Here is a 24769-nt window from a genome sequence, read left to right as displayed (position 1 = left end):
GAAGACTTGTTTGATGGGGTAGGGATGTACGCTTCGAGGTTTTTTTTCCGAGTTGTTTAGTCCGCTGCTTCCAATTGTTCGCTTGCATTATTTTAATTGTTAGTAAACGTATGTATTGACTTATTCAAGTGATACATAGTTTGATAACAATTTGGTTAGGTGTTAACAGTAAGGGTGAAAGTTGCACTAATTATAATTTATTTTTCATACTCATATGTAATATGTAGGTATTGCGGCCATAGCATGAGGGTTATACCTGGACTCGTTTCGATCCCAGTAGTGAAGTCTTTTTGCGTTTTGTTTGTGTACTATGGTTTTCTATGGGAATTTCATTTCGCTGCAAGCCTTCTATTACAATTATTACTTACTTTTTTTGACTGTTTTTTTATTACTTAATACCCGTATTGAAATTTTTCAGTGATTCTTATGAATATTAAAGTATTAGATACAACATTGCGTGATGGGGAACAGACTCCTGGTGTTTCATTAACCCCTTTGGAAAAACTAAGAATAGCTTCCAAGCTTGAGGAAATAGGAATCGATTTTATTGAAGCAGGTTCCGCAATTACATCTGAAGGTGAACGAGAATCCATTAAGGAAATTACCAAACAGGGGTTTAATGCAGAAATCTTAAGTTTTTCAAGACCATTGAATGTTGATATAGATTACTGTCTTGAATGTGATGTTGATGCTGTCAACCTTGTTGTTCCGACTTCAGATTTGCACATTTCAGATAAATTGAATACAACTAGGGACAAGCTCATTGACTTATCTAATGATGCAATCGACTACTGTAAGGATCATGGTTTGATTGTTGAGATATCCGCAGAGGACGCTTCCAGAAGTGATGTTGATTTTTTAAGGGAAGTCTTTTTGAATGCAATTGACCATAAAGCAGACAGGCTTTGCGTATGTGATACTGTGGGAATATTGACTCCTGATTCTTCTTATGATTTATTCAGCAGGTTAAACAATTTGAATGCTCCTCTTTCTGTGCACTGCCATAATGATTTTGGACTTGCTGTTGCAAATACATTATCTGCAGTTAAGGCGGGGGCTAGCGAAATCCATACCACCGTTAACGGTATTGGAGAGAGGGCCGGAAACACCTCTTTTGAAGAGTGTATCGTCAGCATTGACAGACTGCTTCCCGAATTTTCAACCAATGTTCAAATCGGTGAAATTTATGACATTTCCAAATTGGTTGCAAGATCCACTGGAGTGTATATCCAGCCCAATAAGGCGATTGTTGGAGAAAATGCCTTTGCCCATGAATCAGGAATCCATTCAGATGGAATCATTAAGAATTCCGCCACTTATGAACCTATAACTCCAGAACTTGTCGGACGTAAGCGCAAGTTTATCCTCGGAAAACATATGGGAACTCATGGACTTGATTCCAGATTGAAGGAATTGGGCATGAATGTCAATAAGGATCAGCTGAATCAGATTTGCAATGACATTAAGGATTTGGCGGATAAGGGAAAAACTGTTACCGATGTTGACTTGCAGGCAATTGCCGATAATGTCTTGCAGATAAATCATGAAGACAGAATCAGGCTTGATGAGGTAACCATCGTTTCCGGAAACAAGGTTATGCCTACTGCATCCGTTAAAATCACAATCGATAATGAGGAAATTCTTAATGCGGGAGTGGGTGTAGGTCCTGTTGATGCTGCAATCAATGCGCTCAAATCCCTGGACATGTTCAAGGATATTGCTTTGATTGAATATCACGTAGACGCAATCACCGGAGGTACTGACGCTTTCATTGATGTTATTATTAAATTGCAGCAGGGGGACAAGGTTGTTTCAGCCCGTGGTACAGAACCGGACATTATCAATGCCAGTGTGAAGGCTTACATTGCCGGTGTAAATAGGTTATTAAGGGATTAATATGCATATGGACAATATTCAAATATTGGGATTTAGGGCAAACATCGATTCTGTTGGGGAAGTGCTTGATGAAATCAATTCCATTAGGGATGACGGTGAGATTATCCAGCTTCTGAATGCGGATTCGGTCGTTTCGAAAAATCATATAATTCATGGTGTCAATCAGGCTTTTCTTGCTTTTGAGCGTGGTGAGAATTTGGCCAATGACTTAAGTGTGGAGATAGTTTTAAGGTGTTCTGCCCAGCGCCAGATTTCGAAGGCATTTAAAATTTTAGGCCTGAAGGAAGGAAATATGGGGCTATGCGCAATTTTGATAAATTCAAAGGATCACACTCAGGAGCTGTCCTCTATTTTTACTAGAGATGATGATGTTTTAATCCCAAATGAGGAGAATCTGGTTGAAATATACAAAATCAGTGATGATGAACTTCAGAACATGTCTATTGAAGAGATTATTATCGACAGAATCACAAAACTTACAGTCGACATGTGACCTCATCGATTATCTTATCAAGATACTCATTTTTCAGGCATGGGTAATCAAGATTTTTTATTTCTACACAAATTGCCTTTTGTTTCACGCGATTATAGTTGGGACATGTTGTGATGAATCCGCTTTTGTCTGTTGTCAGTGTCCTTTTCAAATCCCAACATATTGACTTTGCATTATCGTTCGGTATAATTACATTAAGGCCTCTTTTATCTGCATGTATTGCATCGGGTATGTGTTTTTTTACATAGTCTGTTGCATTTAATGATACTTCAAGATTATCTTTAACTTGATTGAGTTCATTATCTATACCACTACATACTATTTGTGATGTTTTGCTTAATTTTTGTGGGAGGGCAGTTTTTTTGAAAACTTCCTCATCGTCAGTTGAAATGAATCCTCCGCTTCCGGCATTGATCATTTTTGGTGAACCTGTTGACGCAAGAATGATGTCTGAATTTTTGCCCAGATTGTTTTTATCGTCTCCGATTCCTGCCGAAGCGTCTTCGATTGTGGTAATGTTTCTGTCATTGCAGTATTTGCAGATGGATCTGACATCCTGCTCGGCGCTGTAACCCGCAAAACTTGTAAATATGAGTGCTGATGAATCTTGAATGTCCAAATCGTCCAGGTAATCTGTATTTATGAGTCCCAAATCTGTCTTTACAGTAATTATGTTCTTATTCAGGAATCTGGCAATCTGCTTAAAGCCATGCCATGCTCCCTGATCCGGAATGATGATATCTCCTTCAACGGCAGAAAGCGCAATGAAGATGCTGTTGTTTCCGCTTGAGGTCATCCTGACATGCTCCTTTCCGGTCAGGTCATTAATCTTATTGATGCAGCTTTCCTCATAGTCCTTTTCGACGTTGCCTTTTGCAACTTCAGACATTATTTCCAAGGTTCTCTTTGAAGGGGTTTTAAATTTAAACATTGTTCTCACTTTTAAAGTACATATCAAGGGTAGTCTGTTTTGTGTGAAGCATCTCATTCAGCAGTGTTCCCTGCTTCACATATCTGCTGATAGGTATTTTCAGTTTGGTTCCAGCATATTCCAGACATTTTTCAAGGGTTTCGAATTCCAGATATGGCTGTTGCATGGCTTCCTTGATGTTTTCACGAACATTGAAAACGCCCAATGGAACATATCCGTCATAGGCTTCTCTCAATATCACAAGTCCTGATTGCTTTTTAATCTTCATCAGGTAATCTAGGACGGCCATTTTGGCGGTGTAGTAGCAACCTCCAACAATGGAATACTCCTTTTTGCCGCCGTTGGTTTCATAATCCGAAAATATCAATTCTTCGTTTTTCATTAGTTTGATGAAAGCCTCATACCATTCGTATTCCCATTCTCCAGGGGTAAGGATGATTACGTAATAGTTGTTCAGGGCTCCAAATTCAAAGACTCTGTACGTATCCAGGATTTCAAATTTCCTCACTTCCTTTAGAAACTCATCCGCCAGTGTGGAATCGCATGCTGTAATTGACCAGCGTGTCGGAACCAGTTTTCTGTTGTTTTTGGTTCCTATTGCGCCTACAGAAAATGCCTTTTGCATTGCAGAAAATGGAACATCCTTATTGTGCAGGTTCAATACCGCTTCTGTTGCCTTCAAATCGGTATCATAGAATGTCTTTTCCAGTTGTCTGTCCCATCTCACCGCATCGATGTCGAATTTCTCGATGACGGCACTCGGTCCGTGTGGCATGCTGTCTTCTGAAAGCATTGATCCCCTTGGCCTCTTTCCGAATGTGGCTTCACTGTCGATTGATTTGGATGCAAGTGAAATGTCCTGAAGCTTTTCGACAAAAGGGTTTTCCAAATCATCAATCTTGACCAGCTGCTTGCCCCTTACGAGGTTCATCCTGTAGTTAATGATTTCCTCCTGGGTTTTGTTTTGGCCAAGCCACTCTTCCGGAGAGTCCATTATGTGTGTGTCTCCCATTTGGGAACTCATCATGGGGCCTGCATAGACCTTGGGATATGACCATCTGCCGATGAAGACCGATGGAGGTGTAGTACCTTCCAGGTTTTTGCCGACCTTAACAGATTTCATCTGGATTTGTTCGGTCAGTTTGGCTAAATATGCATTTTTTGTGGTTTTCATAATATTCTAAAAAAAGTAAAAAATTAAAAATACTGGAGTTCAGTATTTTTAACAGAATTCGATGGTTGCAGGTGGTTTATCACTAATTGATAAAGCGACATGGGTAACTTCGGAAATTTCTGAAGTGATTCTTTTTGAAATGGTTTGAACAACATCCCAAGGAAGTTCAGCAACGGATGCGGTCATCGCATCAATTGAGTTGACCACTCTGACTATAACAAGGTATCCGAAGTCTCTTTGGTCTCCTTTCACACCTGTAACTTTGGTGTCGGTCAATACTGCGAAGTATTGCCATACGTCCTTATCAATGCCTGCTGCTTCAATTTCATCGCAAACAATCTTGTTTGCTTTTCTGCAGATTTCAACATTTTCCCTTGTCAAATCTCCAACAACACGAACCCCAAGTCCAGGTCCTGGGAAAGGTTGTCTGTAAACGGTGGTTGCAGGTAATCCTAATTCGTCACCGATTTCCCTTACTTCGTCTTTGTAGAGGTCACGAATTGGTTCGCACAATTCAAGTTCCATTCCGCTTGGAAGAGCAAGGTTGTGGTGGGATTTGATTTCGCCTTTTGTTTCAATCCAGTCAGGAGCAATGGTTCCCTGCACCAGGAATTTTGCATCGGATTTGATTGCTTCCCTTTCGAATACTTCGATAAATACTCTTCCGATAATTTTACGTTTTTCTTCGGGGTCTTCAACACCTGCAAGCTGATCCATAAATTCATCGGAAGCATCAACAAACTTAAAGTTTAGCCTGTCTTTGAAAGTGTTGGTAACTTGTTCGACTTCACCTTCTCTTAAAAGACCGTGGTCTACAAAAACTGCAGTCAGATTATCGCCAATAGCCTCTTGGACAAGTACAGAACATACGGAACTGTCCACTCCGCCGGATAAAGCGATGATTGCTTTTTCATCACCAATTTGGTCTTTAATTTTTTGGATTGCATCTTCAATAAATTCTTTAGGACTTAACATTTTATTCCTCTTCATCTTCTTCTTCGTAATCTTCAATTATTTGTTTGATCATGGCTTCCAGGCCGTTGTCATTGCCTGATTCAATAGCTTCAAAAATGTCATCAAATTTAACATATTTTTCTAATTTAACAGATTTTTGGCCGATACCAGAAATTCTAAAGCCATATTCTTCATCGCCAATTGGGATGTTGACGTACTGCTTTTTTAATCCGGTCTTAAATTCATTTGCTTTATCTCTTAAATCATCAGCGTTATCAATCATTGTTACACCTATTTTTTACAGATTTCATAAAAGTTTTTAAATATTATTTCTCCTTTTGGAGTATGATGCACTTCAGGGTGGAATTGAATTCCATAAACTTCCTTATCCTTATGTTTAAAGGATTCAACATCACACAAATTGGAACTGGCCAGGATTTCAAAGTCTTCAGGGATTGTTTTCACTTCGTCTTTATGGGAAGACCAAACATCCATTTCAGGAGCCAATCCTTTAAATAAGTTTTCATCATTATTGATATTAATTTTAACCTGAGCATAACTTTCAGTATCGGATGTGGTAACCTCTCCACCGTATGTTTTAGCAATTAATTGATGGCCAAGACAGATTCCCAGAATCGGAATGTCAAAATGTTTGATGTATTCCTCGCTGTTTCCTGCACCTTCAAGGGAAGGCCCTCCACCTAAAATAAGTCCAATCGGATTTTTAGATTCGATTTCTTCGATGCTCAAATCATTTGAGACGAGTTCGGATGGAATCTTAAGGTATTGTAAACTTCTAGCGATTCTATGATTATATTGACCTTTGTTATTAACTACTATTATTGTCATGTTATGCTCCATCAAAATATAATAATATTATTTTTGGCTTTTTTATTTATTATATTTTATTAATTTTTTATAATATTTTGATTGATTTTGCAATTTCGGTTATGAATTTCTCATCCCCTCCTTCGATGATGATAACATGGTCATCATCATGATATATGCAGGCGACATCAGTATCCTCATATCCGTTCATATCTGTTTTTTGGATGATTTGGGTCAGATTTGGAGACAACTCCTTCATTTCATCGTTATCGCTTCCGCTTATGTTTTCAATCATTGATTTGGAAAAATCGATTCTTTCGCCGGTATTGTTGTAGTATGTGTCCTCAACATATCCCTTATCAAAGGAGGTAATGGTCAGATCTTCCCCATAGCACCTATACATCTCTTTTATCAGTGTGTCGTTTTCTATAACTTTTCCAAAGCTTGATCCTAATGGGACATCAACTGAAAAGTCCTCAAATTCAACGGTTTCCTTTTGAAAATTCAGGAATACGACAATGGAAGTTAAAAACAGCATAAAAACAATTATTATCAGCAGATTTCTTTTTGTCTTATTCATTCTATCATCTGTTATAAGGAATGTTTTTCACTAAATTTATATATTAAGATTAATAAATTTGAATTACATGGAACTTCAAGATTTAATATTTGTTATAATTGCTATATTTGCAGCAGTATTGTTGCTTAAAGTATTCATGTGGTTATTGCCTGTAATTGTAGTGTTGCTTATTGCATTTTTCATCTACATGTTCCTAAAGGAACGATATTAACTTTTCAAATCTTCAAAGGCAGAAGTTGCAGCAACTGCACCTTCTCCACATGCAACAACCCATTGCTTTAGACCGACACAGACATCACCGATTGCATAGACATAATCCACATTGGTTTTCTGTTTTTTATCTATTATAATGTGCCCAGATTCATCAAGGTCTATATCCAATTGTTTTGCAAGTTCAGTGTGGGGAATGTAGCCTACACTAACGAAAACTCCATTGGTAGGAAGTTCTGTGAGCTCTCCAGTTTGTGTGTCCTTTAATATGACTGACTCAACAAGCATTTCTCCTTTTATCTCTTCGACTGTGGCATTGAGTATTGTTGGAATTTCGGCTTCCTTTATCTGATTTTGCAGGTGTTTTTGAGCCCTGAATTCATCTCTTCTGTGGACCACTGTCACATTTGCGCCGAGGTTTTTGAGGTATAGCGCTTCCTGCAGGGCGCTGTTTCCTCCGCCGACCATGATGATGTCACGTCCGGCAAAGAAGAATCCGTCACATGTGGCGCAGTAGCTCACACCTTTTCCCTTAAACTCATCTTCTCCTTTGGCTTCAAGGCGTCTGTGGGAACTGCCTGTTGCAAGGATTATTGTTTTTGACCGGTAGGTGTCCTTGGTCGTTTTCACTGTGAATCTGTATTCATCATCAGTTTTTGTGATTTCTGTAACCTCTTCCATCTCCCTTAAATCGCAGTTTCTGGTTGCCTGGGCTTTCATCTTTTCAATCAGCTCCAGTCCTGAGATGTTGTCAAATCCGGGATAGTTTTCCATTTCCGGTACTTCACGGCCCAGTCCTCCGGCCAGGTCTCTGTCGATGATCAGGTTTCTGGTTCCCTGACGGCCAGCATAGATTCCAGCTGTAAGTCCGCCAGGTCCCGCTCCGATAATAATGATGTCATATTCATTCATGTTGTTGCCTCACAATTACTGTTAAGTTATATTTTGATTTTAGTTATTTTAATATATATGTTGAATGAAAGTAATTAACATGACTAGAATAGAAGATGCGGTTCAATTGTTTGAAGATGGTTACGTGTGCTCACAGGCAGTATTTGCTGCTTTTAGTGAGGATTTTGGTCTTTCAAAGGAACAGGCCCTAAAAATCGGTGCCTGCTTTGGAAGCGGAATGAGAAAAGCGGAAGTATGTGGAGCATGCACCGGTGCTTTGATGGTTTTGGGCTTGAAGTATGGAGAGGACAAATCAAAAAGCAATGAGGCTTGTAAAAGATTCCTGGAGGATTTTGAATCTGAAAACGGCTCTTATATCTGCAGGGATTTGCTCGACTGTGACATCAGCACTGAAGAGGGTGTCCAATATGCGCGGGAAAATAATCTCTTTGGTGAATTATGTCCGAAAATGGTTGAGTCTGCGGCCAGAATCCTTGAGGAATTGATCTGATTGAGGCGATATTATGGGAATCTGTCCGCGCTGCGGGTCCTGGGTTGATGAAGGAGAACCTTACTGTCCCGAATGTTGCTACATGGGAGAAGATGATGAAGAAGAGGATGAAACAGTCACCATCGATGGCAGAGATTATAATGCGGCTGAAGTGGAAAGGGTACTGGAGAATTACTGCTATACTTTAGAGGATTTGGAATATGACCGAATCGATGATGAGGATCTGGAAAATATCATAGATGATTTGTGGTAATCTCCTCAAGGCACCTATCACCATTAATGCTTTCAGATTTCTGAGTTGCTGCAGTACCGATTAGAATTGATATGTTTGATTTTTTTTAAATAAAGAATATGGGGATATCCTTCTTTTTTTTGGCGATCTAATTTCACCCCTTTTTGCTTTCCATTTAGATTTATATCGAAAAATTATATGTTGTTTAAAAACATAATATTTGTAATGTAATGTTTTATTAGAGGAGGGAAAATTTTTATGAATAAGAAATTCATGATGATGGCATTATTCATTATTTCTTTGTTGGCCGTTTCTGCTGTAAGTGCTGAAGATAATTCCACTTTTGATGTTTTAAATGCCGAAGACCAGAATGAAGAGATAATATATGCATCGGATAATATTTCGGTTTGTGATGACAATAATACTTTAACGGTTTCACCGGAGGATTCATTTGAAAATTCACACGATGAAAACATATCTGTACAGGAATCTGATGCTGTTTTGGAAAATGACGGTGAATCCCCCTTGTATGGTATTGTGGATATAGGTGCAAACAGTATGAAATTGGAGATATACAAGATTAAGGATAGTGGAAAGCCTAAATCCGTATTATCATTATCTGAAAAGTCTGTGACTTCAATTTATGTTGTAGACAACAATCTGACAAAAGACGGAATTGACCAGCTGGTGTCTGTTTTGAAGGATTTTGATGAGGTCATGAACCTTTTCAATGTCAAAACAAAATTTGCGTTTGCAACAGCCAGCCTGAGAAAGATTGACAATTCCGAAGAGGTGATTGCAACAGTCAAGAATAAAGTCGGATTGGACATTAATCTGTTGAGCGGCGAAAAGGAAGCAAATACAACTTTTAACTCTGTAAAGGATACTGAATTGACAACAGAAAAGGGTATTGTAATTGATTTGGGGGGAGGAAGCTGTGAAGTAATTGATTTTGTAAATAAGCAAATAATAACTTCTGAAAGCATGCCGATTGGTGCAGAGTCCTCCTACCAGGAATATGTCAGCGGAATGTTTCCAAATCAAACAGAGATTATTAATATAAAAAATAGGGTATTGTCCGAGCTTGACAAACTTGTTGTGGATAATTCCACTCAAAGAGGGGACCTGTTCGGTATAGGAGGGTCAGTTAAAAAAATTAAAAAAGTTCTTCAGTATCTTGGATATATTGATGATGTTAACTATATTCCGGTCTCAATGCTGGATGACCTGTTAAATGAATTCAGCGAGCCAACCAGGGAGAATTATGAAAAGATTCTCAATGTGGATGCGGAAAGGATTAACACCTTCTTACCTGGCTTGATCATTACAAAAACAATTGCAGAATATTTCAACGTTACATATCTTCATTTCTGTAAAAATGGTGTAAGGGAAGGAATATTAATGGAAATACTTGAAAATGAAAGCCATGAAGCTCAAAATAAGCAAAATGTTTCATTGGATGTCGCAGATATTAGTCTTGCTGCTGATGATAATGCCGAAATTCAAATTGTCCTTCCGCAAAACGCAACAGGAACAGTAACAGTTAAATTGACTGATAATGTCTATACAGCTTCACTTTTAAACGGAAGTTGTGTGATCGTTCTTCCAAAACTCGAATCAGGCAATCATTCTGCCAAAATAACCTACAGCGGTGATGACAACTATGTGTCCAACAAGACAAAAATCAACATTCATGTCAAATCAGCATCACTTTATGCATATGACATGACTCGCTCCTGGAACAGTGACTATGACTATCAGGTTAAATTGGTTGATGAGGATGGAAAGGGCATTGCAAGCAAATTGATTTCATTTACTGTTCTGTCAAATCAATATTATGCAATGACTGATGAAGAAGGAATTGCTAATGTCAGGGCGAAGTTGAATGAAGGCACATATTCCGTGTTTGTTTCTTCAGAGATTGCCGGAAATGTGACAAAGACATTGAAGATTGTAAACCGCATTGAAAACAATAATGACTTGACAGTATACTATGCGGGAAATGCCCAATATACGGCCAAAATCATCGGCGATGATGGAAATCCTGAAAGTGAAGGGAAAAACGTAGCGGTTCTCATTGACAACAAGATGCATAACCTCAAGACAGATAAAAACGGATTTGTTGCAATTAAAATTGACAGTAACTTCAAGGCGGGTACACATTCCATTGAAATCAGATGTAAGGGGGCAAGCGCCAAGAATAAGGTTGTCGTAAAGCATCTGGTCAGCCTCAAATCAGCATCCATCAAAAAATCTGCCAAAAAATTGGTATTGACTGCAAGTTTGGCAAAGGTCAACGGCAAATATCTTAAGAATAAGAGGATTGTCTTCAAGTTCAAGGGAAAAACCTACAAGGCAAAAACCAACTCTAAAGGTGTTGCAAAGGTTATCATTAAAAAGTCAGTCTTGAAAAAGCTCAAAGTTGGCAAGAAGGTAGCTTATCAGGCAACATACCTTAAAGACACAGTCAAAAAGACTGCTAAAGTTAAAAGGTAACTCGCTTCGGCGGTTACTCACTTTTTTTATTTTTTTTAATTAATTCCTATAGATTAACCATTCACAACATACTTATTTTCCAACATGATTCATTATCCTATCATGAATGATGAATATTTCACTTGCTTTTTAATTCAAACATGCCTATTTTCAATCGTTAAATCAAGGAGGTAGTAATTGTTTGATGGAAAGATTTAAGTTTCTGGCAATGATTTAAAAAGAGAGAGTGTTGGTGTTTAAGTGACTAGTTTAAACACCAGTGTTTTTTGAGGAAAATTATATATTGGCAGATTTTTTTTAATTTTCCAACGACTTGTATCAAATTTGAAAATTGTGAAAAATCTAATTCAACACAATTCTAAGTTTGGAGAGTATTAGTATTTTTGACTAATAATGTAGAGTGTTTTAGGTTTACCTAAATTTCATCTCTATTACTTACTTTGTCACCATAGTATATAAAGCTTTGCATTTTTTTAGGTATGCCTAAATTTAACATAAAAGTTTACGTCCATTTTCAGTGATGAAAAAAAGAAAATATGGTGATGTATATAGGTTTTTACTCTCCGTTAACCGCTTTAACTTCCTGATAAGTCGCATACAATGAATAGACCCATATGATGAAGACAACTATACCAAAAATCGCGCTTACAAACAGGAATATTAATTCAGCTATTATTGCAAGCACTGCCAGGATAATACCTTTCTGAATATCCCCAGCATAGATCAGTCCAAGTCCGGACCAGATGATTGAAAGGACCAATGCGATTATCATATTCTTTTCCGCCATTATTTGACACCTCTTAATTTGGTGAAAATAGTTTGTAATTTCATTTATTTAAGGATTGCTTTAAAAGAAACATTATTTTTACATTTAAACTGATAATTGTAATATATTAACCATATCCTTCTAACAACCTATACAAAAGATAATTAATGCTGAATAACAGATTAATATTCAACTGGTGATTTAATGTTTGGAAACATGAACAGGACTAAGGCATATGCATATCTTGCGGGAATATTTTGTGCATGCATGATTGCATCCAACATATTGGCTACCCGAACTTTGGAAATAAGTTTCATAGCATTGCCCTGTTCGATATTGACATTTCCGATACTCTTTATTGTTAATGACATCCTGTCTGAAATCTACGGCTTTAAACTGACAAAGGATGTTATCTATTTGGGTTTTATCATCAATGTAGTGGCGGTTGGCCTATATCAGGTTGCCATGATGTTTCCTTCAAGCAGTCCCAATGCTCCTGCATTTGCAGCGCTTCTCTCAACAACTCCCCGGCTATTTGTGGCAGGGCTTGTTTCCTACATGCTGGGCAATCTCTTAAACTCCCAGGTACTTGTCAAATTAAAGGAAAAATATCATAATCTGCTTTTTGTACGTGTTATAGTGAGTACCATAATAGGGGAAACAGTCGATTCGGTTATTTTCATTTCAATTTCATTCTATGGAGTTCTGCCGAATGAATTGATTGTGACCATGATCTGCTGTCAGATAGTGTTCAAGGTATTGTATGAACTGATATTCTATCCGTTAACCAGAAAAGTGATTTTAAAAATAAGAACATTGGATGAGGGATCACTGTTTAGCTAGAATTAAAAAAAGGAGTTGTTGGAAACTCATTCGAGTTTCCTTAAATTAGTTTTTGAATTTCTTCACGAACGATTTTGTTTACGAGTCCACCATCGGCTTTTCCTTTGAGCTGTTTCATGCACATGCCCATCAATGGACCCATTGCACCCATCTGACGTTCCTTAACCATTCCTTCATTTTGAGCTACGATGTCTGAAATTATTTTATGAACATCCTCTTCGCTCATCATGACAAGATTGCTTTTCTCGGCAATTTCTGAAATTTCTGTGTCAGGTGCCTTGATGGTTTCGACTGCAAGTTTTCTTACGCTGTCCTTTGCAATTTTGCCGTCAGCCAATAATGTGAATATTCCTTTGAAATGATCTAAAGTTAAGACATTAACATCATGCCCTTCCCTTTTGATTTCTCTGAGGTCATATGCAAGAAGTGAAGCGACAGGTGTTGCATCAACATCAACATCAGCCAAAATTGCCTCAAACATGTTTGCCTCTTGCCTTTTGACAAGTTGTGTTGCCAAGTCTTCACTTAGCTTGTACTCTTCAATAATCCTGGCCTGTTTGACATCTGGCAATTCAGGCAGGTTGTTTGCAATAGGCTCGATTCTGTCTTCAGTAATCTTGAATAATGGAATGTCGGTTTCAAGATACATCCTGTTTGCGGTTGGAAGAGGTCTCATATATTCGGTGTTGCCGTCATCAAGCGCTTTTCTTGTCTCTTCAACGACACCGTCTAAACCTAATTGAGCTCTTCTTTTAACCTCTTCTAAAGCGGATATTGCGATGTCCTCGTCATGCGCTACAATGATGAATGCGTCCTCTTCGCCAATGTTTAAAAATTCGGCAATCTTGTCAACTTCATCCTGTTTGATTCCATAAGCAGGCAATTCGTCAGAGTGGAAAATTCCTGCAACGCCACGTTTTTTGGCATAGCTTGCAATTTCGGTACCGAATCTTCTTCCAGGCTGCACTTCACGGCCGATCAGTCCGTCATATCCTTTCAATACAACTGCTTTTATTGTTTCAGCTGATTTCAATATCTTTGATTCTGTGTCTTCAAGAAGCTCATCCAAATCATGGATTTCCTCAAGGACTTCTGCATTTCTTGCCTGAAGTTCCTTTTTGATGTCAATCAATGCCAATTGCCTTTGCACTTCACGGTTAACGATTTCCGCCATTAAATCTAAATCTTGCACACCCTTGATTTCCACACGTGCACCTTCTGTAATGGAAATGTTCAGGTCCTGTCTGATTGTACCGAGTCCTCTTTTAACGTTTGTACTTCTCAATATCTGACCGAGCATGTATGCAACTTCCCTTACCTGATCCGGATGGTGCATTGAAGGATCTGTTGTGATTTCTGCAAGAGGTATTCCCAAACGGTCTAGCCTGAATTCGGTAAATCCGTCCTTGGTTTCAACCCTTCTTGCTGCGTCCTCTTCAAGACCTAAGCTTTCAATGACCACTTTGCCGTAAGGTGTTTCAAGATAACCGTCAGTTGCAACCATACCTGTTCTCTGGAAACCCCCTGTATTACTTCCGTCAATGACCTGTTTTCTCATTGTGTGGAATTCGTCAACAATGTGCATGTTCATAAGGCATGCGATTGTGATACAGATGTCCAAAGCCTCTTCATTCAGGCTGTGAGGCGGTTCATCATCGTTTTCAACAAGGCAGGTGTGCTTTGCAAAGTTTTCATATTTGAAGTTCAATCCTCTGAGTGATTCCTGCAGTGCAGCACGGTCGATTTCACCAAGCTCTGATTGGGTTGGCCTTAGTTTCCTTTGGATAAGTTCATCAAAATCATCGTCAACAAGCTCTGTTTTACATGGACAGAACAATTTATGCTGACTGTTCAATTGTTGGTGAATTTCAAGTCCCATTTTCAATCCTAATTTTTCATAATCGTATTCCATGCTATCACCTTAGTTCAAGAAATCCTTGATTGTGGATTTTTCTCCAAATTCACCTGCAATGTTTGTTTGCATAATCTCTTTTACCTTTTCGTAATCGTCACTTTGGCCTAATGCCCAGCATAATTTCACATATGTTGTTTCAGGGGTCATGTCACGTCCGGATATTACTCCGGCATCCAGAATGTTACGTCCGGTTGAGTAAACGTTCATGTTGACCCTTCCGTAAAGGCATTGTGAGGTCATTACCACAGGAATCTTTTCGTCCTGTGCCCTTCTGAATGAATCGATCAGGTCATTCGGCACATGCCCAAGACCGGTTCCCTCAATGACAAGACCTTTGTATCCTTTGTCAATGTGATATTCGATAAACTCTTCGGAAATGCCTGGGAAGCTTTTGATGAATCCGACTTTTTCCTCAATGCCTGTATTCAGTTCAAGCTCGTTTTCGCCACGTTTTGTATAATTGTACTCAGGATTGATAGTAACTTTCTTGTTTTCGATTGTAGCTATTGGCTGAGCGTTGATGCTTCTGAATGTGTCCCTTCTTGAGGTATGCATTTTCCTTACCTTTGTACCTTTGTGAAGGTAGTTGTATTTGTCGTTAAGGCTTCCGTGCATGCAGACACAGACTTCAGCAATGTCGGACTTTGCCGCAACCACGGAATCTATTAAATTGATGTTGGCATCACTTGAAGGTCTGTCTGAACTTCTCTGAGCACCTGTAATGATGATTGGAACAGGTGTTTTGACCATGAAGCTCAATGCGGCTGAGGTATAGTGCATTGTATCGGTACCATGTGCTATCACAACGCCGTCAGCGCCATTGGAAATGTCATTGGCTATTTCTTCCGCTGCTTTTACCCAGTATTCCGGCTTCATGTCTTCACTTAAGATATTGTATAATGCCTTTACATTGTAATTGGCATAGTCCAACAGTTCAGGGTTGGCCTTAACAAGGTCTGATGCGGTAAATTTAGGGTGCACTGCACCTGTACGATAATCGATAACTGAAGATACTGTACCACCGGTTGACACAATTGAAATGTTCTGTTTTGAATCGTCATGTGGAATTTCAGTTTCATCATAACCTATTTTAGGCTTGTCGCCCTTTTCAATGAGTTCTGCGGTGGTGTCTTCGATAGCCACTCCAATGTTATAACCGCTTGACAGCTTTATGACGAGATAACCATCATCTGCGTCTTCAGGCCTGTCAAGTAGGATACCGGTATAGGATATGTCTTCCTTATTGACTTTGATGGTATCTCCTATACTCAAACCGTAATTTTCAATATATTTTTCAGCATTTTCTTTATATGTCATCAAATCACACTATGAATTGTTTTTAATCCATTCAGCTCCAGCTTTTAGAACTTCAATGTTCACATCAATGACCTTAGGTTTGGATGCAAACATTTCTCTGATTGCATTTTCGTAGGATTCGCGTTTTAAAACATCGCCCAATTCGGTCAATGCTCCTAAAAGTGCAGTGTTTGCAGTTCTGGCATTGCCGTGTTCCTCTGCAATATCCACACATGGCATTGCAATGACCTTTACGTCACGGTCTGTTTCAAACTCTCCTATTTTAGCATCATAAAGTATTACTCCGCCTTCTTTCACGTCATGTGAGAACTGTTCCAGTGAAGGCTTGTTTAAGGCAATAAGAATGTCAATGTCATCAACAACAGGTGTTCCGATTGTTTCATTGGAAATTACAACAGAACAGTTTGATTTTCCTCCTCTCTGTTCCGGTCCGTAGCTTGGATACCATGAAACATGTTTTCCTTCAGCACATGCAGCCTGAGCAATGGTCAATCCTGCACTTAAAACACCCTGACCGCCGAATCCGGAAACCTTAATGCTTACAGGTTCCATTTCCTCATCGACATATCCTGTTCCTTCGCCCCTGTTAACGTTAAATATCTTGTCCAGTGATTCGGTTGAAAAGTCACTGGCAGGCCTTTGGACAGGTTCCTTGGTGTATAAGTTGTTTCTGAAGTTTTTGACAGGGAACTCTTTTTCCATTTGCTCTTCAATGAATTTCTGTGCACTTGCAACATCCTGTTTCAGGTTGGTAGGGCAAGGTGACAATACTTCAACAAAGGAATATCCTTTTCCTTCCTTTTGAACGGTCAATGCCTGTTTGATTGCATATTTTGCAAGCCTAATTTTCAGTGGATTTGCAAGGGATACCCTTTCAATGTATACAGGTGCTTTTAGAGTATTAATCAGTTCACACATGTGTGTAGGGTGTCCTGCATAGTCAGGGTCTCTTCCGGTCTGGCATGTCACTGTCTTTTCGCCAATCAGGGTAGTAGGTGCCATCTGTCCACCTGTCATTCCGTAAACGGTGTTGTTTACAAAAAATACTGCCATCTTTTCTCCACGGTTTGCAGCCTGCAGGGTTTCATTCAAACCGATTGAAGCAAGGTCTCCGTCTCCCTGGTAGCTCATGACAATTGCATTGTCTTCAGCTCTGGAAATTCCTGTAGCAACAGCTGGTGCCCTTCCGTGAGCGGTCTGGAAGTTTCCGCAGTTGAAGTAGAAATAAGCATATACTGAACATCCGACTGGGGAAATCATAACGCATCTTTCCTGAATTCCTAACTCATCCATACATTCTGCAATCAATTTGTGTAGGATTCCGTGTCCACAACCGGCACAGTAGTGAGTAGATTGGATATTTGTTCCTTTTCTAGGATACTCTTCTAAAAGGGATTGTGGATTTCTACGTACCTGTAATTCATAATCTTTGTTTTTATTATCACTCATTTTTCCACATCCTCTAATCTATTATATTTGGACTGGCCTTTTCCTCACTTCTTTCGGATAGGTCTATGTCTTCATCGTCAATGCCTGCTATTTCATAAATCTTAGCAAGTATCTGTTTCAGTTCAATCAGGTTTCCTCCCATTCTGTTGACCAAATGGGTGTCCTCTTTTCTGAGTGCCGCAAACTGCACGTCAGCTAAGAGTTGGCCATTGCTCATTTCAACTGAAATGAAGCTGACTCCTTTGTCTGCCAATTCCTTTATTCTATCAACAGGGAAAGGTGATAATGTAATTGGTCTTAAGAGTCCGACTTTCACGCCTTTCTCACGGCTTTTGTCAACGGCTGATCTTGCGATTCTTGAGCTGATACCGAATGATACCAGAACGATGTCTGCATCATCAACCCGATATTCATCATAGATTACTTCTTCAGCTTCGATTTTTGCATATTTTTCCTGAAGCTTGAAGTTGAAGTCTTCCAAATCATTAAAGTCATTATAAATTGAAGTAATGAGATTTTCCATGGTTTCTGCATTACCTTTTACTGCCCAAGGCTTGTCGTTTTTAGGTTCGATTGCTTTTTCAGGGAACACTAACGGTTCTGCCATTTGGCCTAAGGTACCGTCGGCTAAAACCACAACGGGATTTCTCCATTTGTCGGCAAGTTCAAATGCTTTCATGGTCAGGTCACACATTTCCTGTACGCTGTTTGGAGCTAGAACGATGTTTTTGTAGTTTCCGTGGCCTCCTCCCTTGACGACTTGGTTGTAGTCCCCTTGTTCAGGTCCGATGTTTCCAAGTCCAGGTCCTGCCCTCATGATGTCCACGATCACTGCAGGCAATTCAGCGCCGGCAAGGAAAGTGAATCCTTCTTGCATTAAACTGATACCAGGTCCTGATGAGGAAGTCATGACTCGGTGGCCTGTTCCTGATGCACCGTAAACCATATTGATTGATGCCTCTTCACTTTCAGCCTGTACGAAGTTTCTTCCAACCATAGGGAAGTATTTTGAGGCTTCATGCAGAATTTCACTTGCAGGAGTAATTGGGTATCCGAAGAAACAGTCACATCCGGCATACATTGCGCCGATGACAACTGCGGTATTTCCTTTAACCATCTGATTGCTCATTTAGTTTCCCCCTGCTTTTGCTTTAATCATTTTTGCAACTGAATCGTTTACAATCTTTTTATACTGATGTACTTCCAGCGCCAGTGGTTCCGGGCATGTAAAGTAGCAGTCCTTACATCCGGTACATCCATTGCCGCTATAATAAGCAAATTGATATCCTGCGTCATTCATGTCTTGTGAAAGTAATATTGCATTTTGAGGACATCCGACTATACATCTCATACAGCCTTTGCATATTTCTTTATTTATAACTGGATAAGATATCTCTTCTGTCATTTATATCATCTATTTATTGTCATTTTCTCTAATTTCAACCCTTCTTATTTTTCCGCTGATGGTTTCAGGAAGTTCATCCACATATTCAACCATTCTTGGGTATTTATAAGGAGCTGTAACTCTTTTAACATGATTTTGTATGTCTTTAGTCAATGAATCTGATGGTTCGAAGTCAGGCTGCAAAACAATACTTGCCTTTACGATTTGACCTCTCACTTCATCAGGATAAGCGGTAATTGCGCAGTGTGCCACTGCTTCATGGGAAAGAACGGCGCTTTCCACTTCGTACGGCCCGATACGATAACCTGAAGACTTGATTATGTCATCGTTTCTTCCGACAAAGTGCACGTATCCGTCTTCGTCCACCCATGCGGTGTCTCCGCAGTGGTAGTATCCGTCATGGATTTGCTGTTTGTATTTCACTTCATCGTTGACATAATCCTTGAACAATCCAGGGTTTGGACCGTCGTTCATTTTGAAACAAAGCTCTCCCTCTTCACCGATTTCCACCTTGTTGTCGTTTTCATCCAACAATTCCAAATTGAATAATGGGGAAGGCTTACCGATGGAGGCAATTTTTGCATCAAGCCAGATGAATGTTCCGATTGACAATGTTGTTTCGGTCTGTCCGAATCCTTCCTTGATTCTCAAACCGGACAAGTCATAAAATCTTTCGGATACTTCCGGAGGCAAAGGTTCTCCTGCGGTTGTGACGTATTTTAAGTTTGAAAGATCATATCCTTCGATATTTTCTTTAATTATGAACCTGTAGATTGTTGGAGGGGCACAGAATGTGTCCACCTTGTTTTCAATAATCTTTTCAAGCAGTTTGATTCCATTGAATCTGTCATAATCATAAATGAATATTCCGGTTCCTGCAATCCATTGTCCGTAGAGGTTTCCCCAAACTGCCTTTCCCCATCCGGTATCTGCAGCAGTGTGGTGAATTCCGTCTTCCACAACATTGTGCCAATATTTTGCAGTTGGAATGTGTCCTAATGAATAGGTATGCTTATGGGACACCATTTTTGGAAGTCCGCTGGTTCCTGAAGTAAAGTAGATTAGGAATACCTCTTCAGCATAGGTCTTGTCTTCACCGGTTGGCCTTTCAAACACTGCACTTTCCTTTTCAATAGCTTCATTAAAGTTTATCCAACCGTCCCTATCGGTTTCAATTGCCAATTTTTTAAGATCGATTCCTAATGATTCTTCAGCGGCTTCATAATCAGGCAATAAGGTATCCTCTTCAACTGATACCACCATTTTGACATTCGCTTCCTTTATTCTGAAATCTATGTCATGAAGCTTCAGCATGTGGGTTCCAGGAATTGGTATTGCACCAATCTTATGCAATGCAACCATACAGAACCAGAATTCATATCTGTTTTTAAGTGTAAGCATTACGCAGTCGCCTTTCCTGATTCCTAAACTTTTGAACAGGTTTGCGGCCTTGTTTGAGTATTCCTTCATATCCTTGAATGTGAAGGTATGATTCTCATCATGGTCATTGGTCCATATCAATGCGATTTTATCCGGATCGATTTCCGCATACTTGTCTACAACATCAAATCCGAAGTTGTAATCCTCATTGTATGTAAGCTTAAAGTTTTCAAAAAAGTCTTCGTAAGAGTCAAAGTCAACTCTCTCTACAAAATCTCCTATTACTGATGTCATTAAAATTACTCCTAATAAATATTATATGATTACTGCTAAGAATTTAGCCGGTTTATCGTTAAGTGCTACCATTGCGTGTCTGTGTGTTGAATCAAAGAAGATACAGTCTCCTTCGTTCAGTATGATCTCGTTATTGTGTATATAAATTTTCAAGGAACCTTCAAGGACATAATTGAATTCCTGTCCGGGGTGTGAGTTTAGTGAAGGTGTAGGGTTCTTTTTAGGGTCAACCACCACAAGGAAGGTTTCTGCTTTTTTGTGAATGAATTTAGAACATAGGTTTTCGTGAGTATATTCTTTGCTTCTGTCCACTGAAACTCCCTTGTTTGCACGGGTTAAATCGAATATGTTCATTCTGCTTTCTTCACCGGTTAATAATAATCCTAAATCAACTTTAAAGATGTGTGCAAGTTCATATAAGAAACTTGCTGGAATGTCAATTTCAGCGTTTTCATATTGGATGTAGGTTTCTTCTGTAATGTTCAAATCTTGTGCGATTTCTTTAATAGTAATGTCTGATAGTTCTCTCAATTCTCTAATTCTATTTCCAATATCTTTGTTGTATTCATTCATTCATAAACACCTATTTTTTTATTGATTTTTTTCTATTATAATGATATATTATAATATTATATGTTTTGGATTTAACTTTATATAAACCTTTTTAAAAATCATGATAATTCGTTATAAATTTTCTAAACAAAAAATTTTATTTTTAATCTTCAACTGAAAATATGGGAAAGTTTTAAATACTTCGAACGTTTAACTTTAATGTAATTATTTAAAGGAGAAAAATCAAATGGCATCTAATGAGATAGGAACTGACATTATTTTCAAAAAACAATTAGGTTTGAACTTGGAAATTGACCAGAAATATGTCGGCTTAAAAATGAAGGAGAATAATATTTTATCTTTTAATTTCAGAGTTCCGGGAGCTTTAAAGGATGAAGTTGAAGCTTATTTTAGAAGATTCAAATTAGGCGAACCGATTCTTGTTGACATTGGCGGAACTGGCGATATAAAATGTGATTTTAAAGGAATTTCTCCAGTTTTAAAAAATAAGGATGAAATGGATCAGTATTTCCTGTCAGCCACTTTACAGGAAGACAAACAGTATGATCCTTTGGAAGAAGAAAAATGTGAAACCTGCAGCGGATGCGGATTCCACTAACTATTTTTTTTTATTTTAAACTATATTTTTAATTCAGTTGTACTGTTTTTTAAGTTGTTTACCTTCTTGTATGACATATTTTATTAAGTAAACTGTTCCGATTATTGAAAGAATTGCGCATGGCACAATCCAAGGCAATTGGTTCATGGCTAAATCCAGGCCGCTGACATTAAGAAGTGTTGCAACTAGATTATTCAGGAAATGCACGCTCATCGGAATCAGTATATTGTCAGTTTTCAGGTATAGTATGCACATGCAGACTCCAAATATGAATGCGCTTGTCATTCCTCCGAATTCATGGCCGAGGCCAAATATGATGGAGGATATTATCATTGCAGGGATGATTCCGGTTCTGATTTTCAGTCTGTTGAACAGCACTCCTCTAAAAATTAATTCTTCCATTATCGGAGCGAAGATTATTGCACCGATTGCATCAAGAATAACAGTGCTTGAATCTATATCGACGGTTTCTATATCCATTGAAATCCATGTTGGGTCGGTCAGGCTTATCATGATGTCTATTGAGGATATTAAAAAGGTGAATAGGAATGCAAACAGCAGATTTATTGCAAAAACGTAAAGTATTTCTTTCCGAGTATTCTCTTCAAATATGTTTTCAATGTTTTGATCAAGGCCTTTTGTTCCTCTAAGTGCCCAGACAAACAACAAAGCACCAATCATCAGGAAAACTATAAAGAACAATTCGTCTGACTCATAAATTTCTGGAAAGATGCCCATCAAAATTGCAGTTATGATTGATGCCAAGAGTATTCCAACAATCATGTCTCTGATTCTAATGGTTCTTAGCCGAACATTAAAATTAGTAACGCTTTTATCCATATTCTAACATCCTATAAAATAGTTTTAAACCAGTTAATGGTTTCTATAAGCTGTGATTCGAAATCACTGGAATCGATTTTCAGATTTATTTTTTCCATGTTGCTGACATCGGCAAGAGAGTGTTTGATGTCTCCCGGTCTTTCAGGCAGGTATTCAGGTTCCAGATCGCTTCCCAATGTATTTTTCACGATGCCATATAATCTGTTGACGGTTAGCTTTTCGCCGGATGCAATATTGACGATGCCGTTATAGTCAGATTCACAGGCGTTGATGTTTGCCTTAACGACATCCCCGACATAAACAAAGTCTCTGGTCTGCTCGCCATCGCCATAGATTTCAGCCCGTTTGCCTTCAAGAAGTGCGCTGATGAAATTAGGAATCACTGCTGCATATTGGGAATTCTTGTCCTGTTTTGGCCCAAACACGTTGAAGTATCTGAGTGCAGTGTAGTTTAACCCATAGCTTTCATAAAAGGATTTCAGATATAACTCACAGCCTGCCTTTGATGCGGCATAAGGGGAAGTCGGCATAGGTGGCTCGGTTTCTTTCAATGGCATATTCTTGTTTTCCCCATAAACTGCAGATGAAGATGAAAACACTATTTTTTCAACATCATTGTCGGCGGCTGATTTCAAAAGCCTCACGGTTGCATTAAGGTTTATTTCATTGCACTCTTCAGGTCTTTCGACACTCAATGGAACACTTGCCATGGCTGCAAGGTGGAAAATGTAATCTTTATCTGAAGTCAAGTCATCCAAATTAAAATTGCAAATGTCTCCTTCAATAAAATTTAAATTTTCATGTTCTTCGCTTTTTAAATTTTTAATGTTGCCTGTGGAGAGATTATCAATAATGGTAATGTCATTGTTGTCCATTAGCTCATTAGCAATGTGAGAACCAATAAATCCTGCTCCACCAGTAATTAAAATGTTTTTATTTTTCATTAAGCCACCATTAATTAATTTAAATTATAATTAAGCAATTAATATTATTTTTAAGTAACAATGTTTATATATTTTTATATGTATATTATTAAAGTAAGAGGAGTCTAGTAATATGTTTGATTTGGTGTTTGATACCATATATTTTGCTTCGTTTAGTAACTTTTATGGGCTAAGCAATATAAGTTTATCTTCATTTGACATTTTATTAGCTTATATTGTGGCTATTGTTTGTTCTATAATTGTAGCTTTAGTTTTAAGGTTACCTTTACTTCCTAGCAAACCATATAGGTATTCTTTTGATGTGAGTGCATTATATCCGACTCCGATAATTGCTATTGGTATTCTTTCAATATTTCTTGTTTTGAATTATACATTCATGTATAACGGTTTAGTTCTAGCAGTTGTTATTGGTGTTTTATCAGCATTATTTGTGAAATATTTATTTGATTTCGTATTTCCAAAACCTCTGGACAATAATGCAGGAGAGGATATAAATGAATGAGGTAATTGGAATAATAATTGCCGCAATTCTTTGTTGGTTGAATTTTGTAATTGTAGATACATATTTCGGACTTCCCGAGCAGCCTGGCGTAAGAGGGGCCAGAATAATTGGTAAAGATGTCGAAAAAAGAGGAGGAGATATTGCTGGCGGATTTTTCCAAGGAAACATCTTATGTTCTCCGGACGCATCTGCTGGTACATTAATGGCTTCTATTGGATACCTGCTTTTAGGAATTCCCGGAGGAATCATTGCAGCATTCCTGGTATTTATCGGAAATAGGCTATGTGCTGATCCGGGATATGCTGGAACTACCGGATGTTTGACTGCTACTGCAATAATATTCTTAACATCTTTCATAGGTTTAACCCCTGAAATGTTCATTGTGGGAATGGTCATTGCCATATTTACAATTATGGGCATAGACCAGGCTAGAATGTCTGTGGTTTTAGGAAAAATCGCCAAAAAATTCAATAGGCATGCTAGAGAGTGATTATATGTATGTTGAAATTATAGGTATTATAGTCATATTCGTAGCATTAAGGGCTTTAGTTACAAGAAACAGAGCTGAAAGACTATTATATTTAAATGTCATTGGTTTTGGAGTTTCTGCAATCATTGCATTGGTAATTAACACTCCATTTGCTCTTGTTGTTGCAGCAGCATTCTTTGTCTGTTCAACAGTCAGTGCTAATGCTATTGCTTACACATTAAACAGACTTGATAATGAAATATTGATGGAGGAATGAA

General features: G+C 38.4%; 28 protein-coding genes and 2 rRNA genes. 13 read left to right on the top strand and 17 right to left on the bottom strand.

Annotation, left to right across the window (positions count from 1 at the left end; translation table 11 throughout):
• The 4 genes from E7Z79_RS03790 to cgi121 all read left to right on the top strand — a co-directional run.
• Positions 1–94 (top strand): 23S ribosomal RNA (locus E7Z79_RS03790); the annotation flags it as partial.
• A 134-nt stretch (positions 95–228) separates the two neighbouring features.
• Positions 229–346, top strand: a 5S ribosomal RNA gene (gene rrf, locus E7Z79_RS03785).
• Between the two features lie 80 nt (positions 347–426).
• Positions 427–1896, top strand: a complete 1470-nt coding sequence (locus tag E7Z79_RS03780; protein ID WP_303738646.1) for a (R)-citramalate synthase — start codon at positions 427–429, stop codon at positions 1894–1896.
• 1 nt (position 1897) lies between these two features.
• Positions 1898–2389, top strand: a complete 492-nt coding sequence (gene cgi121, locus E7Z79_RS03775; protein ID WP_303738645.1) for a KEOPS complex subunit Cgi121 — start codon at positions 1898–1900, stop codon at positions 2387–2389.
• Here the strand turns inward: cgi121 and E7Z79_RS03770 are convergent.
• The 6 genes from E7Z79_RS03770 to E7Z79_RS03745 form a co-directional block, all read right to left on the bottom strand.
• Complete coding sequence (locus E7Z79_RS03770; RefSeq protein ID WP_303738644.1) at positions 2373–3320, bottom strand: DegT/DnrJ/EryC1/StrS family aminotransferase; 948 nt, start codon at positions 3318–3320, stop codon at positions 2373–2375. The genes cgi121 and E7Z79_RS03770 overlap by 17 nt on opposite strands.
• Positions 3313–4494 (bottom strand): hypothetical protein, encoded by a 1182-nt coding sequence (locus E7Z79_RS03765; protein WP_303738643.1) that lies wholly within the window; start codon positions 4492–4494, stop codon positions 3313–3315. The genes E7Z79_RS03770 and E7Z79_RS03765 overlap by 8 nt, the downstream gene beginning before the upstream one ends.
• Before the next feature lie 48 nt (positions 4495–4542).
• Positions 4543–5469 carry a glutamine-hydrolyzing GMP synthase gene (gene guaA / locus E7Z79_RS03760; RefSeq protein WP_303738642.1) on the bottom strand — a complete coding sequence of 309 codons (927 nt, stop codon included), beginning with the start codon at positions 5467–5469 and terminating at the stop codon, positions 4543–4545.
• A 1-nt stretch (position 5470) separates the two neighbouring features.
• The gene (locus E7Z79_RS03755; protein WP_303738641.1) at positions 5471–5731 is read right to left on the bottom strand and encodes a hypothetical protein; all 261 of its coding nucleotides are present in this window, start codon (positions 5729–5731) and stop codon (positions 5471–5473) included.
• Between the two features lie 8 nt (positions 5732–5739).
• The gene (locus E7Z79_RS03750) at positions 5740–6297 is read right to left on the bottom strand and encodes a GMP synthase subunit A (protein ID WP_303738640.1); all 558 of its coding nucleotides are present in this window, start codon (positions 6295–6297) and stop codon (positions 5740–5742) included.
• 67 nt (positions 6298–6364) lie between these two features.
• On the bottom strand, positions 6365–6856 hold the full coding sequence (locus tag E7Z79_RS03745; RefSeq protein WP_303738639.1) for a hypothetical protein: 492 nt from the start codon (positions 6854–6856) through the stop codon (positions 6365–6367).
• A gap of 67 nt (positions 6857–6923) precedes the next feature.
• Here E7Z79_RS03745 and E7Z79_RS03740 point away from each other — a divergent pair, with 67 nt between their 5' ends.
• Positions 6924–7067: a hypothetical protein gene (locus E7Z79_RS03740; RefSeq protein WP_303738638.1), complete on the top strand. Its 144-nt coding sequence runs from the start codon at positions 6924–6926 to the stop codon at positions 7065–7067.
• Here E7Z79_RS03740 and trxB read toward each other — a convergent pair.
• Positions 7064–7978 carry a thioredoxin-disulfide reductase gene (gene trxB / locus E7Z79_RS03735; RefSeq protein WP_303738637.1) on the bottom strand — a complete coding sequence of 305 codons (915 nt, stop codon included), beginning with the start codon at positions 7976–7978 and terminating at the stop codon, positions 7064–7066. The two genes, E7Z79_RS03740 and trxB, sit on opposite strands and share 4 nt — an antisense overlap.
• A gap of 79 nt (positions 7979–8057) precedes the next feature.
• Between trxB and E7Z79_RS03730 the strand changes: the two genes are divergently transcribed.
• From E7Z79_RS03730 to E7Z79_RS03720, 3 genes are all read left to right on the top strand, one after another.
• The gene (locus tag E7Z79_RS03730) at positions 8058–8468 is read left to right on the top strand and encodes a C-GCAxxG-C-C family protein (protein WP_303738636.1); all 411 of its coding nucleotides are present in this window, start codon (positions 8058–8060) and stop codon (positions 8466–8468) included.
• Between the two features lie 13 nt (positions 8469–8481).
• Positions 8482–8721, top strand: a complete 240-nt coding sequence (locus E7Z79_RS03725) for a hypothetical protein (protein WP_303738635.1) — start codon at positions 8482–8484, stop codon at positions 8719–8721.
• 237 nt (positions 8722–8958) lie between these two features.
• Positions 8959–11196 (top strand): hypothetical protein, encoded by a 2238-nt coding sequence (locus E7Z79_RS03720; protein WP_303738634.1) that lies wholly within the window; start codon positions 8959–8961, stop codon positions 11194–11196.
• Positions 11197–11752: 556 nt separating this feature from the next.
• On the opposite strand, the gene E7Z79_RS03715 is transcribed toward E7Z79_RS03720, so the two are convergent.
• A complete protein-coding gene (locus E7Z79_RS03715) occupies positions 11753–11983 on the bottom strand; it encodes a hypothetical protein (protein ID WP_303738633.1) in 231 nt (76 codons plus the stop codon).
• Positions 11984–12166: 183 nt separating this feature from the next.
• Here E7Z79_RS03715 and E7Z79_RS03710 point away from each other — a divergent pair, with 183 nt between their 5' ends.
• Entirely contained in the window at positions 12167–12805 is a 639-nt protein-coding gene (locus E7Z79_RS03710; RefSeq protein WP_303738632.1) for a queuosine precursor transporter, read from the top strand.
• Positions 12806–12845: 40 nt separating this feature from the next.
• On the opposite strand, the gene gatE is transcribed toward E7Z79_RS03710, so the two are convergent.
• Genes gatE through E7Z79_RS03675 form a run of 7 tightly spaced genes read right to left on the bottom strand, consistent with a single transcriptional unit; the run spans position 12846 to position 21138 of the window.
• Positions 12846–14717: a Glu-tRNA(Gln) amidotransferase subunit GatE gene (gene gatE, locus E7Z79_RS03705; protein ID WP_303738631.1), complete on the bottom strand. Its 1872-nt coding sequence runs from the start codon at positions 14715–14717 to the stop codon at positions 12846–12848.
• Between the two features lie 9 nt (positions 14718–14726).
• Positions 14727–16037 carry a Glu-tRNA(Gln) amidotransferase subunit GatD gene (gatD, locus tag E7Z79_RS03700; protein WP_303738630.1) on the bottom strand — a complete coding sequence of 437 codons (1311 nt, stop codon included), beginning with the start codon at positions 16035–16037 and terminating at the stop codon, positions 14727–14729.
• 9 nt (positions 16038–16046) lie between these two features.
• Positions 16047–17486, bottom strand: a complete 1440-nt coding sequence (locus tag E7Z79_RS03695; RefSeq protein WP_303738629.1) for a 2-oxoacid:acceptor oxidoreductase family protein — start codon at positions 17484–17486, stop codon at positions 16047–16049.
• A gap of 13 nt (positions 17487–17499) precedes the next feature.
• The gene (locus tag E7Z79_RS03690; RefSeq protein ID WP_303738628.1) at positions 17500–18615 is read right to left on the bottom strand and encodes a 3-methyl-2-oxobutanoate dehydrogenase subunit VorB; all 1116 of its coding nucleotides are present in this window, start codon (positions 18613–18615) and stop codon (positions 17500–17502) included.
• Positions 18616–18891 carry a 4Fe-4S dicluster domain-containing protein gene (locus tag E7Z79_RS03685; protein WP_296782758.1) on the bottom strand — a complete coding sequence of 92 codons (276 nt, stop codon included), beginning with the start codon at positions 18889–18891 and terminating at the stop codon, positions 18616–18618.
• 9 nt (positions 18892–18900) lie between these two features.
• A complete protein-coding gene (locus E7Z79_RS03680) occupies positions 18901–20565 on the bottom strand; it encodes an AMP-binding protein (protein ID WP_303738627.1) in 1665 nt (554 codons plus the stop codon).
• A 21-nt stretch (positions 20566–20586) separates the two neighbouring features.
• Positions 20587–21138: a helix-turn-helix domain-containing protein gene (locus E7Z79_RS03675; protein WP_303738626.1), complete on the bottom strand. Its 552-nt coding sequence runs from the start codon at positions 21136–21138 to the stop codon at positions 20587–20589.
• A gap of 226 nt (positions 21139–21364) precedes the next feature.
• On the opposite strand from E7Z79_RS03675, the gene E7Z79_RS03670 reads away from it, so the two are divergent.
• Positions 21365–21736, top strand: a complete 372-nt coding sequence (locus E7Z79_RS03670) for a hypothetical protein (RefSeq protein ID WP_303738625.1) — start codon at positions 21365–21367, stop codon at positions 21734–21736.
• A 33-nt stretch (positions 21737–21769) separates the two neighbouring features.
• Here the strand turns inward: E7Z79_RS03670 and E7Z79_RS03665 are convergent, their stop codons facing one another.
• Positions 21770–22576, bottom strand: coding sequence for a CPBP family intramembrane glutamic endopeptidase (locus tag E7Z79_RS03665; protein ID WP_303738624.1), 807 nt, complete (start codon positions 22574–22576; stop codon positions 21770–21772).
• Between the two features lie 11 nt (positions 22577–22587).
• On the bottom strand, positions 22588–23520 hold the full coding sequence (locus E7Z79_RS03660) for an NAD-dependent epimerase/dehydratase family protein (protein WP_303738623.1): 933 nt from the start codon (positions 23518–23520) through the stop codon (positions 22588–22590).
• A 112-nt stretch (positions 23521–23632) separates the two neighbouring features.
• On the opposite strand from E7Z79_RS03660, the gene E7Z79_RS03655 reads away from it, so the two are divergent.
• Genes E7Z79_RS03655 through E7Z79_RS03645 form a run of 3 tightly spaced genes read left to right on the top strand, consistent with a single transcriptional unit; the run spans position 23633 to position 24768 of the window.
• Positions 23633–24022, top strand: a complete 390-nt coding sequence (locus E7Z79_RS03655; RefSeq protein WP_303738622.1) for an energy-converting hydrogenase A subunit A EhaA — start codon at positions 23633–23635, stop codon at positions 24020–24022.
• The gene (locus E7Z79_RS03650) at positions 24015–24512 is read left to right on the top strand and encodes a hypothetical protein (protein WP_303738621.1); all 498 of its coding nucleotides are present in this window, start codon (positions 24015–24017) and stop codon (positions 24510–24512) included. Before E7Z79_RS03655 ends, E7Z79_RS03650 begins: the two co-directional genes overlap by 8 nt.
• Positions 24513–24516: 4 nt before the next feature.
• Positions 24517–24768: a DUF2109 domain-containing protein gene (locus tag E7Z79_RS03645; RefSeq protein WP_303738620.1), complete on the top strand. Its 252-nt coding sequence runs from the start codon at positions 24517–24519 to the stop codon at positions 24766–24768.
• The last annotated feature ends 1 nt before the right edge of the window (position 24769 follow it).

Origin of the sequence: Methanobrevibacter thaueri (assembly GCF_015062905.1) — an archaeon.
Classification (GTDB): Archaea; Methanobacteriota; Methanobacteria; order Methanobacteriales; family Methanobacteriaceae; genus Methanocatella; species Methanocatella thaueri_A.
Note: the sequence above shows the minus strand (reverse complement) of the source record. Positions and strands in the feature narration are given on the sequence as shown.

Coding starts and splice junctions, on each gene's coding strand:
- E7Z79_RS03710 (WP_303738632.1), top strand. CDS start 12,167: ATGTTTGGAAACATGAACAGGACTAAGGCATATGCATATCTTGCGGGA.
- E7Z79_RS03675 (WP_303738626.1), bottom strand. CDS start 21,138: ATGAATGAATACAACAAAGATATTGGAAATAGAATTAGAGAATTGAGA.
- E7Z79_RS03725 (WP_303738635.1), top strand. CDS start 8,482: ATGGGAATCTGTCCGCGCTGCGGGTCCTGGGTTGATGAAGGAGAACCT.
- gatE (WP_303738631.1), bottom strand. CDS start 14,717: ATGGAATACGATTATGAAAAATTAGGATTGAAAATGGGACTTGAAATT.
- trxB (WP_303738637.1), bottom strand. CDS start 7,978: ATGAATGAATATGACATCATTATTATCGGAGCGGGACCTGGCGGACTT.
- E7Z79_RS03695 (WP_303738629.1), bottom strand. CDS start 17,486: ATGAGTGATAATAAAAACAAAGATTATGAATTACAGGTACGTAGAAAT.
- E7Z79_RS03740 (WP_303738638.1), top strand. CDS start 6,924: ATGGAACTTCAAGATTTAATATTTGTTATAATTGCTATATTTGCAGCA.
- E7Z79_RS03690 (WP_303738628.1), bottom strand. CDS start 18,615: ATGAGCAATCAGATGGTTAAAGGAAATACCGCAGTTGTCATCGGCGCA.
- E7Z79_RS03660 (WP_303738623.1), bottom strand. CDS start 23,520: ATGAAAAATAAAAACATTTTAATTACTGGTGGAGCAGGATTTATTGGT.
- E7Z79_RS03655 (WP_303738622.1), top strand. CDS start 23,633: ATGTTTGATTTGGTGTTTGATACCATATATTTTGCTTCGTTTAGTAAC.
- E7Z79_RS03645 (WP_303738620.1), top strand. CDS start 24,517: ATGTATGTTGAAATTATAGGTATTATAGTCATATTCGTAGCATTAAGG.
- E7Z79_RS03715 (WP_303738633.1), bottom strand. CDS start 11,983: ATGGCGGAAAAGAATATGATAATCGCATTGGTCCTTTCAATCATCTGG.
- E7Z79_RS03665 (WP_303738624.1), bottom strand. CDS start 22,576: ATGGATAAAAGCGTTACTAATTTTAATGTTCGGCTAAGAACCATTAGA.
- E7Z79_RS03755 (WP_303738641.1), bottom strand. CDS start 5,731: ATGATTGATAACGCTGATGATTTAAGAGATAAAGCAAATGAATTTAAG.
- E7Z79_RS03650 (WP_303738621.1), top strand. CDS start 24,015: ATGAATGAGGTAATTGGAATAATAATTGCCGCAATTCTTTGTTGGTTG.
- E7Z79_RS03720 (WP_303738634.1), top strand. CDS start 8,959: ATGAATAAGAAATTCATGATGATGGCATTATTCATTATTTCTTTGTTG.
- E7Z79_RS03765 (WP_303738643.1), bottom strand. CDS start 4,494: ATGAAAACCACAAAAAATGCATATTTAGCCAAACTGACCGAACAAATC.
- E7Z79_RS03680 (WP_303738627.1), bottom strand. CDS start 20,565: ATGACATCAGTAATAGGAGATTTTGTAGAGAGAGTTGACTTTGACTCT.
- E7Z79_RS03780 (WP_303738646.1), top strand. CDS start 427: ATGAATATTAAAGTATTAGATACAACATTGCGTGATGGGGAACAGACT.
- E7Z79_RS03670 (WP_303738625.1), top strand. CDS start 21,365: ATGGCATCTAATGAGATAGGAACTGACATTATTTTCAAAAAACAATTA.
- E7Z79_RS03750 (WP_303738640.1), bottom strand. CDS start 6,297: ATGACAATAATAGTAGTTAATAACAAAGGTCAATATAATCATAGAATC.
- E7Z79_RS03685 (WP_296782758.1), bottom strand. CDS start 18,891: ATGACAGAAGAGATATCTTATCCAGTTATAAATAAAGAAATATGCAAA.
- guaA (WP_303738642.1), bottom strand. CDS start 5,469: ATGTTAAGTCCTAAAGAATTTATTGAAGATGCAATCCAAAAAATTAAA.
- E7Z79_RS03745 (WP_303738639.1), bottom strand. CDS start 6,856: ATGAATAAGACAAAAAGAAATCTGCTGATAATAATTGTTTTTATGCTG.
- E7Z79_RS03770 (WP_303738644.1), bottom strand. CDS start 3,320: ATGTTTAAATTTAAAACCCCTTCAAAGAGAACCTTGGAAATAATGTCT.
- gatD (WP_303738630.1), bottom strand. CDS start 16,037: ATGACATATAAAGAAAATGCTGAAAAATATATTGAAAATTACGGTTTG.
- cgi121 (WP_303738645.1), top strand. CDS start 1,898: ATGCATATGGACAATATTCAAATATTGGGATTTAGGGCAAACATCGAT.
- E7Z79_RS03730 (WP_303738636.1), top strand. CDS start 8,058: ATGACTAGAATAGAAGATGCGGTTCAATTGTTTGAAGATGGTTACGTG.